Source organism: Saccharopolyspora pogona (assembly GCF_014697215.1).
Classification (GTDB): domain Bacteria; phylum Actinomycetota; class Actinomycetes; order Mycobacteriales; family Pseudonocardiaceae; genus Saccharopolyspora; species Saccharopolyspora hattusasensis.
In genome coordinates, this window is sequence record NZ_CP031142.1 from 7,006,926 (window position 1) to 7,020,000 (window position 13,075).

The window sequence follows — 13,075 nt, forward strand, 5'->3', positions numbered from 1 at the left end:
CATGCCTGGTAGATAGGAGCTTCCTTATCCTCCTACCGGACCAAGAAGTTCGGAGGAGGTGGCAGGTGTTTCGACGACACGGCCTGCGAGCCACGGCGGCGGCGTGCTGCGCGACGGCTTTGCTCGCCACACCGGCGTTGGCCGGCAGCGACGGACCGGGGGCGCCGGGCGCGGGTGACGACTACTTCCCGGGTTACGGGAACGGTGGGTACGACGTCTCCCACTACGACATCCAGGTGCATTACGAGCCCGCGGACGACCATCTGCAGGGCACCACGACGATCGTCGCGAAACCGACGCAGAACCTGACCGCGTTCAACCTGGACTTCGCGCTGACCACCAAGTCGGTGCGGGTCAACGGGGTGCCTGCGCAGTTCTCGCAGGCCGGCACGGAACTGACGGTGACGCCGCCGGTGACGTTGTCCGAGGGAAGCCTCGCGACCTTCGTCGTCGAGTACGAGGGCGTGCCGTCGACGGTCGAGGTGGACGGCCTCAAGCCGTGGATCCGCACTTCCGACGGTGCGCTCGCGGTCGGCGAACCGGAGATCGCGGCCTGGTGGTTCCCGAGCAACGACCACCCCAGGGACAAGGCGACCTTCGACGTCTCGGTCGCCGTTCCGGACGGCACCGAGGTGGTGTCCAACGGCGTGAACACCAAGAGCTCCAGCCTGGCGGGCTGGACGACCTGGCAGTGGCGCACGACGAAACCGACCGCCACCTACCTGGCGTTCATCGGCGTCGGGCAGTACGGGATCAGCACCAAGACCGGCGCGTTCGGGCAGCCGTTCGTCAGCGCGTACTCCGACAACCTCGGCGAGTTCGAGGGCGCGGCGAAGGCCAGCGTCGAACGCACCCCGGAGGTCGTGGAGTTCCTGAGTGGGTTGCTCGGCGAGTACCCGTTCGAGGCGCAGGGCGGACTGGTCTCATCCGAGGGGATGAGCTTCGCGCTGGAGAACCAGACCCGGCCGACCTACAGCCACAAGTTCTTCCGGAACGGCGCCAACACCTCAGTGGTGGTGCACGAGAACGCGCACCAGTGGTTCGGCGACTCGGTGTCGGTGGACACCTGGCGCAACATCTGGCTGAACGAGGGCTTCGCGTCCTACGCGGAGTGGCTCTGGTCGGAGAAGCAGGGCACCGGCACCGCGCAGGAACTCTTCGACTACTACTACGGGCTGCACCCGGCCGACGACCCGTTCTGGCAGGTCCTGCCGGGTGATCCCGGTGCGGGGGCCGTGTTCGACGACGCGGTGTACGACCGCGGCGCGATGACCGTGCAAGCCTTGCGCAACGTGGTCGGAGACGCGGTCCTGCAGGACATCGTCCGGACCTGGGTGTCGGAGAAGCGCTACTCCACTGGCACGATCGAGGAGTTCATCGCGCTCGCCGAGCAGCGCTCCGGCAAGCAGCTCGACGAGCTGTTCAACACCTGGTTGTTCACCAAAGGCAAGCCGCCGGTCGGCGAAGCGACCGGGGTACCGCCGCGCATGAACCACGTCATGATGGCGCCACCGAAGGCCGTGGCGGAGCTCGACCGCACGCACGCCCTACTGCACGAGCACTAGTGAGCGGTTCGCGCTAGCGGACGTCTTCGAGGGCCTCGCGGATCGGGAGCAGCTTCGCTTCCGCTTCCGCGACCTCGAGGTCGGGGTCGGAATCAGGGACGATTCCGCATCCCGCGAACAGCCGCACCTTGCCGCCGCCACGCCCGGCCTCGACGCCGGGCGTGGCGGCCGCTTCAACTTGGGCGCAGCGGAGGGCTATGGCGAACTCGCCGCTGCCGCTGCCGCTGCCGTCCAGCCAGCCGACCGGGCCCGCGTAGCGCCCCCGGTCCATCCCTTCCAGCTCGCCGATCGCCAGCACCGCGTCATCGGTCGGTGTTCCCCCGACTGCAGCCGTGGGGTGCACCGCGGCGACCATGCGCAGCAGCGTTGCGGGGCCGGTGGTCGCGTTGCTTTCGCTGAGCTTGCCCTCGACGTTCGTCGCGAGGTGCAGGACGTTGCGCAGCTGGAGGACCTCCGGCTCGTCCGGCACCGTGAGATCACTGCAGAAGGGGCGGAGTCGGACCGCCAACGACTCCGCCGCGTAGGCGTGTTCGCTTCGGTTCTTGGCGGACGCCAGCAGTTCGGCCGCGAGCTGTTCGGCGGTGTGCCCCTCGCGGGGCCAGACCGTGCCGGCGAGCACCCGGGACCGCACTTCGTATCCCGTGCGTTCGAGCAGCAGCTCCGGGGTGGCGCCGACGAGACCGTCCACCGCGAACGTCCAGCAGGTCGGGTACCGGGCGGCGAGGTTGTGCAGCAGGTACCGCGCGTCGAGCGGTTCCGAGGTGCTGGCCAGCAGGTCGTGGGAGAGCACGATCTTGTCGAGATCGCCGGTTTCCCGCATGCGGCGCACCGCCTCGGCCACGGCCTGGCGGTAACCGGTCGCGGAGAGTTGCCCGTCGCTGTAGGACACCGTGCCGGGCGGGTGCACGGGCTCGGGCTGCTGCGGCTCGGCGGAGCCGTCGCCGATCGTGGTGATCCAGCGCACCCCGTCGCGTTGCCCGATGACGACCTCGGGGACGATCAGCACCGAATCCCCGGGCTCGTCGGCGAAGGCCAGGCTGGCGAACGCCACCGGCCCGCAGCCGGGCAGCCCCACCGAGTCTTCGACCTCGAACTGGTGACAAAGCTCTCGCCACCAGGCGTCGGCCTGGCTGAAGCGGTCGCGACCGGAAACGTCGAGGCGGGCCGCGCAGCCCCAGCCGACGAGCCCGGAGCCGTCGCGGACCCAGCTGAGCACGCCGTCTGCGGGAAGCAACTCCAACAGGGGACGGTCGTATCGAGGGTCGTCTGGTTCGAGCCGTCGGGTTCGCGCCGTCAGCAGCCGGGGTGTAGTCGCCACTCCTGGAGGGTATGCGCCGCCCCCGAAGCGGTGGGCGGCACCGAAGGCCTGCGACTCGCCGATGGCGGGATGCCTACAATCGGTCACCGTGGCGAGCGAAGCGGTGGCGCAGAACGCGGCCGACTCGGTGACCGACTCCAGCACGGACGGTGACCAGCCGGTGGCGGTGCCGACCCGTCGCCGGGGGCGGACGCGTGCCCGCCGGGGCGTGCTGGTGCTCGGCCTGCTGCTGACCGTAATGGGGCTGTCCATCATCGGGGCGTGCTTCATCAACGATCGGACCATCGAGGAGTCCAAGGGCGAAGCGGTGGCCGAGGTGGTGGACACCTCGCTGACCCGGACCGTGGTGCGTTTCAACACCGACGAGGGCCGCGTCTACATCCCGCCGAACGGCGTGCTTTACCCGGCCGACCTGCAGGCCGGCCAGCTGGTCCGGGTCGAGTACGACTCGCGGAACCCGGATCTGGTCCGGGTCGCCGGGCGCAACGCGGTCTTGTCGCTGCTGCCGGTGTCCAGTTCGCTCGCCGTGGTTTGGGCGGTTCTGCTGCCGGTGTACTGGCTGCTGCGGCGGCCGACTGCGCGATGAGTCGTTGTGCCCTTGTACCGCTGATCAGGCTTCCCTAACTCGGTCGGGTGGTGTGACACTGGATTCCCGCTGGAAGGGGCTGGCGGCGGATTCGCACGACCGTTGTGGAGCCGGGGGTGGGGGTAGCGGCCCATCCGTTCCTGCCGGCCGCCGACTCGCGTCTGCGAGGTCGCCATGAACATGCCTGAAGTGCAGTCCGGTGCGTCGGATGTGCAGCAGTGGGTGCTCGGCGCACCTTCGATGTCCACTGTGGATCGGTCGGTTCCGGATGGCGTGGCCACTTCGGACCTCTCGCAGTACTGCCTGATGCTCGGCGACGATGCGCTGATCCTGTCGCACCGGTTGTCCGAGTGGGGAATTCGCGCCCCGGAACTGGAAGAGGCTGCCGCGATCGGCGCGATCGCGCTCGACCTGTTGGGGCAGGCCAGGATCTTGCTGCACCGCGCGGGCGAGGTGGAAGGTGCGGGGCGGGACGAGGACAGCCTCGCGTACCTGCGGACGTCCGAGGAATTCCGCAACGTCCGCCTGGTCGAGATCGACTGCGGGCCCGGCCAGGTCGGGGATTTCTCGGCGACAGTCGCGCGGCTGCTGCTGTTCGCCGCATGGAGGGTCGCGGTGTTCGAACGGCTGGCGCGGAGCCGGGACGCGGTGCTGGCCACCTTGGCGGCGCGGTCGCTCGCGGAGCTGACGCGGCACCGGGACCACGCCGCACAGTGGGTGATCCGCCTCGGCGATGGCGACACCAGTTCATCCCGGCTCATGGCGGCCGGGTTCCAGCGGGTGTGGCCGATGACCGGCGAGCTGTTCGTCCCGCACCCGGTCGAGGCGCGGTTGGCGGACGCCGGCTGCGGGGCGGATCCGGCGGACGTGCGCGGCGACGTGAGCGAGATGCTCGACGAGGTGTTCTCGGTGGCCAGCCTTCAACGGCCGGATCCTGTGGAGTTCGGTGGGTTCGTCCGACCCGGTGGCCGGGACGGGGTGCACACCGGCGGGTTGGAGTTCCTGCTCGCCGAAATGCAGTACTTGGCAAGATCCGCCGCACAGCCGTGATCGGCCGGGCCGAACGGGCAGAGTCGCGGCACACACGATCAGATTGAGTACTTTCCCCCAAGAACTTCGGGGCTCGGCGGGCGCAGAGTGATTCCTGGGGGGCGCTCGGGAACTTCGGTTCGGTCGACATCGTCGGATCGGTGCCCACGGGCGGGACACCGGTTTCGAATGCCTCTGCGGCCAAGTGGAAGGACACAACTCGACATGGACGGAATCTGGGTGCAAGTTCTGGTCGCGCTGATCGCCGGGGCGTGCGGGGCAGGAGTGATGTTGGCCGTTGTCTGCGCCCGGAGAGTGAGAACCGCGCCCGCCGCCGCGCGCCCTGCTGCGCCGCCCGTTTTGTCTCCGTCACCCTTGCCTGACAAGTGGTTGCAAGAGGTCCAGCGGTGCGAGCAGGCGGTTTACCGAGCCGCCCGCGCCGTCGACGCGGTGTCCTCCACGCAGGCCCGCCACCAGTTGCAGACGGTCGTTCGGCGGATGGATGCGGAATTGCCGAACATTCGCGCGCTTTCCGAGGTGGGGCGAGGTCTGACGGGCAGCGAGCCGCGGGACGACGTAGTTGTGCGCCGGGTGCAGAGCCAGCTCGATGACGCCGCGACCAGGTTCAGCATGGTCACCGATCACGTGTTGGAGACGGTCGTGGAGCTGGTCGCAGCACCCGATCTCAGCCGGGTCCACGAGCAGGTGGCGGTGCTGCGCGAGCAGTTCCCGCTGCTGCGGCCGATGTCGGCGGTGTTCGGTCCGAAGCCGGGTTCGGCTCCGGCCCGCGCGCTGGTTCGGGCCGCCTAAGGGTCAGCTCGGCCCGAACGCCTGCCGCCACCAGTCGTGCACGTCGGCGGCGACGCCGGGGGCGGCCACCAGCAGCCCGTCCAGCGGGAGAGCGGTTGCGTTGCCACGGCGGTCCAGCACGGTGGCACCGGCTTCGGTGGCCAGCGCGAGCGCTCCGGCGACGTCCCATTCCTGATAGGAGTCCAGCACCGCCGCGACCGCGTGGCCGAGGGCGACCTGGGTGATCGCCAGCGCCGGGGAGCCCAGTAATCGAACCCCGACCTGGGCGCTCGCGGCATTGGTGATGAACCGGTCCATGCCGTGCCACGGCCCGTCCTTGGTCAGTTCCGTGCACACGATGCCCCCGCGCGCCTCGCCCGGTACGGGCAACCGCACGGGCGTGCCGTTGGCGCGCATGCCGCGGCCGCGCGCCGCGGCGTAGATCTGCGTGCGGTACGGGTCGGCGACCACCCCGACCACCGGGCCGTGCTCGTCGAGCATGGCGAGGCTGTAGGCGCACCAGGGCAGGCCCGCGACGTAGTTGGCGGTGCCGTCGACCGGGTCGACCGACCAGCGGAATCTCGCCGAACCGGCGCGGGCGGCCCAGTGCTCGGCAATCGTGGTGGGCGCTGCGTCGAATTCCTCGCCGAACACCGGGATTCCGGGGAATTCGTCGGCGAGGATCCGCCGGGTGTGGCGTTCCAGGGTGCGGCCGGTGTCGGTGACCCAGTCGAACGGCGACTCGGTGGGCTCGGGGCGCGCTCCCCGGCCCGCGGTCGCGATGATCACGTCTGCGGCGTCGTTCGCGAGTCGGCCGGCGACCTCGAATGCCCGCGACACCAGGGCGGGATCGATCTGCGCGGGCGCGGAAGGCAGGACCGTCATGCCGTCCCAGGCTCCGTGCGGTGGGTAACCGGAGCGCAACGATCAGGTGGCCGGTTGTGGAGGGGCAGGTCACGATTGCGCGCCGCCTGACGAGTTGGCGCGGTCTTCGGTTGGCGTTGGCGATGCTGTCACGTTGCGGTCGACTGTTCGCCGGTCCGGGGCGTCACGGTTTTCGGCGTGCGCATAGCGATCGTGACCGAGAGCTTCCTGCCGCAGATCAACGGGGTGACGAATTCCGTGCTCCGGGTGCTGGAGCACTTGCGCCGTCGGGGCGACGCGGCACTGGTGATCGCCCCAGGAGCGGGCCCGGAGGAGTACGCGGGCTTCCCGGTGATCCGGCTGCCCGCGGTGGATCTGCCGCTGGTTTCGTCATTGCCGATCGGCTTCCCGACGCGGCGGTTGCTGCGCGGGTTGCATGAATTCCGCCCGGATGTCGTGCACCTCGCGTCGCCGTTCATCGTCGGGGCGCGCGGTCTGGCCGCCGCGAGGCGGCTCGGTGTCCCGACCGTCGCGGTGTACCAGACCGACGTCGCGGGCTTCGCCGAGTCGTACGGCTTGGGCCTGACCGCGCGAGCCGCGTGGCGCTGGATCCGCCGCTTGCACGGTGCCGCCGACCGTACGCTCGCGCCGTCGACTTGGGCCGTGGACATGTTGCTGGAGCGCGGCGTTCCGCGGGTGCACCGGTGGGGGCGGGGCGTGGACACAACGCGTTTCTCGCCGCAGCACCGGGATTCGGGCCTGCGCGGCGAGTTGGCGCCGAACGGTGAGTTGCTCGTCGGGTACGTGGGGCGGTTGGCTCCGGAGAAACGCATCGAGAGGTTGGCGGCGCTGGGCGGGATGCCGGGCGTGCGGCTTGTCGTCGTGGGTGACGGGCCTGAACGCCAGAACCTCAGCGCGGCGTTGCCAGGTGCGGTGTTCCTGGGGCAGCGGACCGGGGATGAGTTGGCGCGGATCTACGCGAGCCTCGACGTTTTCGTGCACACCGGGCCGCACGAGACGTTCTGCCAGGCGGTGCAGGAGGCAATGGCTTCGGGCGTCCCGGTCATCGCCCCGGACGCGGGCGGCCCCCGGGATCTCGTCGACCACGGCCGCACCGGTTACCTGCTGCCCGCAGCCGATCCCGCTGTGCACGCGGATGCCCTGCACACCGCTGTCACGGCGTTGCGAGATCCGGCGGTGCGGGAGCGGTTCGGCGAAGCGGCGCGCGTAGCGGTCGCCGGGCGGACCTGGCCCGCGCTGTGCCAACAGCTGATCGGGCACTATGCCGAGGTGACGACCCGCGTGGAGCCGTTGGCCGCTTGACCCCTTCGCACTGCGTGGCGGCTCTTGCGGGAGTTCGGCTTCCTGGGCTCCGGCCTGACTTCGGAACAGCTACCGCTGCTCACCGGATCGATCCCTGAAGCCACGTGCGCCTCGATCGGGCGAACTTGCTTCCCCGGCAAGGAAAAATATGTGGTGCCTGAACGCTTCTCCCGCTCATCATGGGTTCCGGGGTCTTGGTGCGGCGAGTGATCGACAGTGAACTGAACGCTTTGCGGGAGGCGAGGCTGCGCGCACTCGCGGCCGACCCGGATGCCTTCGGGTCCACTTTGGACCGTGAGTGGGCGGAGTCGATGGAGTTCTGGCGGGAGCGGCTCGCCCGCGGCCCGTGGTTCCTGGCTTGGTCCGGGAGGGCGGCGGTGGGGGTGGTCGCTGCGGTGCCGGCTCGGACCTCGGGGGAGCACCAGCTCGAAGCGATGTGGGTCGCCCCCGAGTGGCGCCGCAAGGGCGTCGCGGAAGCCTTGGTCGACGCGGTCCTGTCGTCGTCGCGGACAAACGGCGCCACCTCTGTGACGCGCGCGTCTTCGACGCGAACCTTGCTGCCCGGCGCTTCTACGAGCGCGTCGGATTCCGCCGGACGGGACAGCGGGAGTCCCACCCCGGGAAGCGGGCGTTCCGGGAATGCCTGCGGATCCACTTGCCACCGAGAGGTGATCCGCGGGGGCCGGGCTCCGACGATCGAAAAGGAACATGACTTCCGCGATGCGGATTCGACGGGCGTGATGGTGATCTCGCCGGTCCTGCCACGTACTCTCCGGGTGTGTCTAGGGCCGGTTTGGACAAGAACCCCCGCGAGGTCGCCGCGATGTTCGACGGCGTCGCGCGAAGGTACGACCTGACCAACACGGTGCTGTCCTTCGGGCAGGACCGGCGGTGGCGGGAGGTGACCCGGCGGGCCCTGGCGCCCAAGCCCGGCGAGCGGGTGCTGGACCTGGCGGCCGGCAGCGGTGTGTCGACGGTGGAGTTCGCCCGCTCCGGCGCGTGGTGCGTGGCCGCGGACTTCTCGCTGGGCATGCTGTCGGTCGGTCGGAACCGAGGGGTGCCGATGGTGGCGGCGGACGCGCTCCGGCTGCCGTTCGCCGACGAGTCCTTCGACGCCGCGACGATTTCGTTCGGGCTGCGGAACCTGGTCGACACGGCCGCGGGTCTGCGGGAGATGCTCAGGGTGGTGCGCCCCGGAGGTCGGCTGGTGGTGTGCGAGTTCTCGACCCCCACCTGGCAGCCGTTCCGGACGATCTACCTGAACTACCTGATGCGGGCGCTACCGCCGATCGCCCGCGCGGTGTCGTCGAACCCGGACGCCTACGTCTATCTCGCGGAGTCCATCCGCGAGTGGCCGGACCAGCGCGAGCTGGCGGAGCTGGTCGCCGAGTCCGGTTGGACCGGCGTGCAGTGGCGCAACCTCACCAGCGGGGTCGCGGCGGTCCACCGCGCGGTCAAGCCCTCCTGACCCGCGCTACGCCGACGACAGCGAAGCGATCGCCGCTGCCGCGCACAACAACCCCAGGAGCTGTGCGCGGGTGATGTGTTCGCCGAGCACCAGCAGCGCCAGTACGACGGGAACGGCCGGGTAGAGGGCCGCGAGCACGACGGCGATGGCGATCATCTGCTGGCTGGTAGCCAACGGGTAGAGGATGATCGCAACAGTGCCGACGGCTCCGCCCGCCAGCGCAGTTGCGGCCGGTTTCGCGGACAGCCGCCGCACCTCCGTAGTGCTGATGACAAACACGCCGCTGACCAAGACCGAGACGATTCGGCTGGCGATGACCGGATACCACCCGGCGTCGCCTGGGACCTGGCCCAATCCGATGAACTGCCCGGCGAAGCCGACTCCGGCGACCCAACGCGTCCGGTACACCACGCCCTCCCGGCGCGCGTTTTCCGCCGGATAACAACCAGATCGCTGGCAGTCCAGCGCAGCGATCACCCGCAGCAGCGAATGCCCGCGGTCTCCAGCACGTCCTCGGCTGCCCGTAGGCGTGCCTCGGTGGGGGTGCGAGTGGGTCCACTTGCCGACGGTGTGCCGCCGTTCGACCAGGTCGCGATCCTGCAGGTCGTCGACCATCCGCGTGTACGCGGTCTGGTGGACCCCGATCCGCTTCGCGAGCGCGGTGACTCTCAGCCCCGAGTCACCGCGCAGCAGCACCAGCGCCGTGACCTGGCTCCAGTTGAGCCCGGTCGTCCGCACGGCGTGGTTCATCTCGTCGGTGACAGCCAGGGCAGCGGCACCGAGCAAGTTCGCAAGCCGCGTCTCCTGCCCGGCCTAGCTCAGACGTCCGGGTCAGAGCCAGGTCGTTTCCGGGGCGAGGGGGTCGGCGGAGCGCTGAGTCCGGCCGATCGCGGTCATGAACGCCTCCGATGCCGCGGCGAGGGGGCGGTTCGGATCGCGGACCACCGCGATGCGCCGGCTGATCTCGGGCCGGCCCAACGCCCGGTGCTCCAGGCCGGCGAACTGGACGAGCGGCAGCACCAGCCCGGGCATCACCGCCACGCCGAGCCCGGCCGCGACGAGCCCGGCGACGGTGGTGATGTTGCGCGATTCCAGCACCAGGTCCGGTCGAACCCGGGCCATCGTGAAGGCCCGTTCGGCGTGCTGCCGGATGCTGCTGCTGGGTTCGAAGGCGACGTGCGGCTGGTCGGCCAGTTCCGCCCAGTCGAGCTGACGGCGCTCGGCGAAGGGGTGCGACGGCGGGAAAACGCAACAGAACCGGTCGGCGGCGATCGGCCGGACCTGCAGGTCCGGAAGCGGTTCGGGCACCACTGTGACGGCCAGGTCGACCACGCCGGTGCGGACCCGCCGCAGCACCCCGTCGGACATGTCGTCTTCGATGGACAGTTCGACCTCGGGGTGCTCCGCGCGGTAGGCGGAGACCACGGGCGGCAGCAGGATCGCCGCCAGCGACGGCAGCGCGGCGATCCGCACCCGGCCGCGGCTGCCGGCCAGGAACCCCTCGAAGTGGTTGATCCCGGCGTCGAAGGCTTCGACCATGCGCCGCGCCACCCGGCAGAACTCGCGGCCTTCCGGCGTGGTGATCAGGTTCCGCGTGGTGCGCTCGAACAGCGTGATGTCGAGCTTGCGCTCGACTTCACGGACCGTGCGGCTCATCGAGGACTGCGCCAGGTGCAGCTGCTCGCCGGCGAGCGTGAAGCTCCCGGCGTCATGCACCGCGAGCACCAGTCGGAGCTGTTGAAGCGTCAGATCCATGCTCACGGCGCATTAATTTATCACCAACTTTTGCTTGACCCGCATGAGCGATGCGGATCACAGTACCTCCGTCCGGCTTCGGAGGTACTGCATGCTCGCCGTAAGTGGATTCCTGACCATCGGGGTCTTCCTGGCTCTGGTCCTGTCCCGTCGCATCTCGGTGCTCTTCGCACTCACCCTGGTGCCGATCGCGGCCGCGCTCGCCACCGGCTTCGGCGGCCGGCTCGGCCCGCTGATCGCCGACGGGCTGGTCACCGTCGCGCCGGTGGCCATCATGATCACGTTCGCGGTGCTGTACTTCAGCCTGATGGTCGACACCGGGCTGTTCGACCCCGCCGTGACCCGCATCCTGCGCTGGGCCGGCGGCGATCCGCTGAAGATCACGGTCGGCACCGCGCTGTTGACGCTGCTCGTCGCGCTCGACGGCGACGGCGCCTCGACGTTCCTGATCACCGTGTCCGCGCTGCTGCCGATCTACCAGCGGTTGGGCATGCGGCGCATCGTGCTGACCGGGGTGATCTGCCTGGCGGCGGGCGTGATGAACATGGTCCCGTGGGGCGGCCCGACGGCCCGCGCGATGGCCGCGCTGAACCTCGACAGCGGCCGGCTGTTCGTACCGGTGCTGCCCGCGATGGTGGCCGGGATCCTCTGGGTGCTGGTGGCGGCCTACCTGATCGGCCGCGCGGAGCGGAAGCGGCTCGGCGTCATCGAGGTGGCCGTCGAAGACCGGGTCCGGCCGACCGGCGCGGACCGGGTGCGGTTCTGGATCAACGCGATCCTGACGTTGGCGCTCGTGGTGTGCCTGCTGACCCAGCTCGCGGACCTGGAAGTGCTCTTCCTGCTGGCTTTTCTGGCGGCGCTGCTGGTCAACCGGCCGACCTGGTCGGGGCAGCAGGAGTTGCTGACCAAGCACGCCTACAACGTGGTGCTGGTCATCGCGGTGATCTTCGCAGCCGGGGTGTTCACCGGAATCCTCACCGGCACCGGGATGATCAAGGCGATGGCCGAGAGCCTCGTGTCGGTCGTCCCAGACTCCGCCGCCGGGCTGCTGCCGGTGGCCACCGCGATCACCAGCATGCCGTTCAGCCTGGTGTTCACCCCGGACGCGTTCTATTACGGCGTGGTCCCGGTGCTGGCCGAGACGGCGTCCGCGCTCGGCGGTGACCCGGCCGCGATCGGACGCGCCGCGATCCTCGGCCAGATGACCACCGGCTTCCCGCTCAGCCCGCTGACCGCCTCGACGTTCATCCTGCTCGGGATGAGCAAGGTCGACCTCGGCGACCACCAGCGGTTCATTTTCGGGTGGGCGTTCGGCACGACACTGGTGATGACCGCGGTCGCACTGGTCACGGGGGTGCTGTGATGCGCATCGGGAGCGGAGCCGGATTCGCCGGGGACCGGATCGAACCGGCGGTGGACCTCGCGGCGCGGGCCGAGCTGGACGACTTGGTCCTGGAATGCCTGGCGGAACGCACAATCGCGCTCGGCCAGCAGCGGAAACTGCGCGACTCGGCGCTCGGCTACGACCCGCGGCTGCGCGCGCGGTTCGAGCGGCTGCTGCCGGCCGCCCGAGAGCACGGCGTGCGGATCGTGACGAACATGGGCGCGGCGAATCCCCTCGCGGCGGGGATCCTCACCCGCGACCTGCTGGCGGAACTCGGGTTGCGCGGCAAGATCGCGGTGGTCACCGGCGACGACGTCCTGGACCGGCTCGACCCGCGGATCCCCGCGTTGGAGGACGGGATTCCGCTCGCCGACCACGGCGCGGTCGTGTCGGCGAACGCGTACCTGGGCGCCGAGGCGCTGCTACCGGCGCTGGACACCGGGGCGGACGTGGTGCTGACCGGGCGGGTCGCGGACCCGTCGCTGTTCGTCGCGCCGCTGGCGCACCGGCTTGGCTGGGAACTCGACGACCTGTCGCGAATCGCGGCGGGAACGCTCGTCGGGCACCTCCTGGAATGTGCCGGACAGGTCACCGGCGGCTACTTCGCCGACCCGGGGGTGAAGGACGTGCCGGGCCTGGCGGAACTGGGCTTCCCGTTCGCGGAAGTCGCGGCCGACGGCACCGCGACCATCGGCAAGCTCGCGGACACCGGAGGCGTCGTCTCTACCGCGACGGTCCGCGAGCAGTTGCTCTACGAAGTGACCGATCCGACCGGCTACCGCACTCCTGACGTGGTTCTGGACTTCCGCGGAGTGCGAGCGGAACAGGCCGGCGCCGACCGGGTTCGGATCAGCGGCGCGGCCGGCCGTGCACGCCCCGAGGAGTTGAAGGCGAGTGTGGGCTACCGCGCGGGGTACCGGGCGGAGTGCGGCATCAGCTACGCCGGGCCGAACGCCGCCCGCCGGGCGCAGCTGGCCGCGGACGTCGTCACCAC

Annotated in this window: 13 protein-coding genes (1 of these 13 running past the window's edge); 9 read left to right on the forward strand and 4 right to left on the reverse strand. The window is 70.1% G+C overall.

Annotated features, from left to right (window positions below; genetic code table 11):
- Positions 1-65: 65 nt before the first annotated feature.
- Positions 66-1,565, forward strand: coding sequence for a M1 family metallopeptidase (locus DL519_RS32875; protein ID WP_190820605.1), 1,500 nt, complete (start codon positions 66-68; stop codon positions 1,563-1,565).
- Positions 1,566-1,578: 13 nt separating this feature from the next.
- On the opposite strand, the gene DL519_RS32880 is transcribed toward DL519_RS32875, so the two are convergent.
- Positions 1,579-2,805: an isochorismate synthase gene (locus DL519_RS32880; protein ID WP_223839857.1), complete on the reverse strand. Its 1,227-nt coding sequence runs from the start codon at positions 2,803-2,805 to the stop codon at positions 1,579-1,581.
- A gap of 181 nt (positions 2,806-2,986) precedes the next feature.
- Between DL519_RS32880 and DL519_RS32885 the strand changes: the two genes are divergently transcribed.
- The 3 genes from DL519_RS32885 (at position 2,987) to DL519_RS32895 (ending at position 5,308) form a co-directional block, all read left to right on the forward strand.
- A complete protein-coding gene (locus DL519_RS32885; protein WP_223839859.1) occupies positions 2,987-3,469 on the forward strand; it encodes a DUF3592 domain-containing protein in 483 nt (160 codons plus the stop codon).
- Between the two features lie 174 nt (positions 3,470-3,643).
- A complete protein-coding gene (gene paaC / locus DL519_RS32890) occupies positions 3,644-4,519 on the forward strand; it encodes a 1,2-phenylacetyl-CoA epoxidase subunit PaaC (protein WP_190820607.1) in 876 nt (291 codons plus the stop codon).
- A gap of 369 nt (positions 4,520-4,888) precedes the next feature.
- Positions 4,889-5,308, forward strand: coding sequence for a hypothetical protein (locus tag DL519_RS32895; RefSeq protein WP_223839861.1), 420 nt, complete (start codon positions 4,889-4,891; stop codon positions 5,306-5,308).
- A gap of 3 nt (positions 5,309-5,311) precedes the next feature.
- Here DL519_RS32895 and DL519_RS32900 read toward each other — a convergent pair whose 3' ends face one another.
- Complete coding sequence (locus DL519_RS32900; protein WP_190820611.1) at positions 5,312-6,172, reverse strand: inositol monophosphatase family protein; 861 nt, start codon at positions 6,170-6,172, stop codon at positions 5,312-5,314.
- A gap of 177 nt (positions 6,173-6,349) precedes the next feature.
- Here DL519_RS32900 and DL519_RS32905 point away from each other — a divergent pair, with 177 nt between their 5' ends.
- The 3 genes from DL519_RS32905 to DL519_RS32915 all read left to right on the forward strand — a co-directional run bounded on the left by DL519_RS32905 (position 6,350) and on the right by DL519_RS32915 (position 8,942).
- Complete coding sequence (locus tag DL519_RS32905; protein ID WP_190820613.1) at positions 6,350-7,474, forward strand: glycosyltransferase family 4 protein; 1,125 nt, start codon at positions 6,350-6,352, stop codon at positions 7,472-7,474.
- Between the two features lie 179 nt (positions 7,475-7,653).
- The gene (locus DL519_RS50475) at positions 7,654-8,331 is read left to right on the forward strand and encodes a GNAT family N-acetyltransferase (protein WP_223839862.1); all 678 of its coding nucleotides are present in this window, start codon (positions 7,654-7,656) and stop codon (positions 8,329-8,331) included.
- Entirely contained in the window at positions 8,253-8,942 is a 690-nt protein-coding gene (locus tag DL519_RS32915) for a demethylmenaquinone methyltransferase (protein WP_190820617.1), read from the forward strand. Before DL519_RS50475 ends, DL519_RS32915 begins: the two co-directional genes overlap by 79 nt.
- 6 nt (positions 8,943-8,948) lie before the next feature.
- On the opposite strand, the gene DL519_RS32920 is transcribed toward DL519_RS32915, so the two are convergent.
- Together DL519_RS32920 and DL519_RS32925 are read right to left on the reverse strand one after the other, a co-directional pair.
- The gene (locus DL519_RS32920) at positions 8,949-9,728 is read right to left on the reverse strand and encodes a MarR family winged helix-turn-helix transcriptional regulator (RefSeq protein ID WP_223839863.1); all 780 of its coding nucleotides are present in this window, start codon (positions 9,726-9,728) and stop codon (positions 8,949-8,951) included.
- A gap of 45 nt (positions 9,729-9,773) precedes the next feature.
- Positions 9,774-10,697, reverse strand: coding sequence for a LysR family transcriptional regulator (locus DL519_RS32925; RefSeq protein ID WP_223839864.1), 924 nt, complete (start codon positions 10,695-10,697; stop codon positions 9,774-9,776).
- Positions 10,698-10,788: 91 nt separating this feature from the next.
- On the opposite strand from DL519_RS32925, the gene DL519_RS32930 reads away from it, so the two are divergent.
- Both DL519_RS32930 and DL519_RS32935 read left to right on the forward strand, forming a co-directional pair.
- Positions 10,789-12,060 carry a CitMHS family transporter gene (locus tag DL519_RS32930; protein WP_190820621.1) on the forward strand — a complete coding sequence of 424 codons (1,272 nt, stop codon included), beginning with the start codon at positions 10,789-10,791 and terminating at the stop codon, positions 12,058-12,060.
- Positions 12,060-13,075 carry the 5' portion of an acyclic terpene utilization AtuA family protein gene (locus DL519_RS32935; protein WP_190820623.1) on the forward strand. It continues 292 nt past the right edge of the window, so the window shows 1,016 of its 1,308 coding nt (coding positions 1-1,016); it begins with the start codon at positions 12,060-12,062; the stop codon falls past the right edge of the window. Before DL519_RS32930 ends, DL519_RS32935 begins: the two co-directional genes overlap by 1 nt.

Bases quoted from the DNA above. Each gene is read 5' to 3' on its own strand.
- paaC (WP_190820607.1), top strand. From the start codon at position 3,644: ATGAACATGCCTGAAGTGCAGTCCGGTGCGTCGGATGTGCAGCAGTGG.
- DL519_RS32900 (WP_190820611.1), bottom strand. From the start codon at position 6,172: ATGACGGTCCTGCCTTCCGCGCCCGCGCAGATCGATCCCGCCCTGGTG.
- DL519_RS50475 (WP_223839862.1), top strand. From the start codon at position 7,654: ATGGGTTCCGGGGTCTTGGTGCGGCGAGTGATCGACAGTGAACTGAAC.
- DL519_RS32925 (WP_223839864.1), bottom strand. From the start codon at position 10,697: ATGGATCTGACGCTTCAACAGCTCCGACTGGTGCTCGCGGTGCATGAC.
- DL519_RS32930 (WP_190820621.1), top strand. From the start codon at position 10,789: ATGCTCGCCGTAAGTGGATTCCTGACCATCGGGGTCTTCCTGGCTCTG.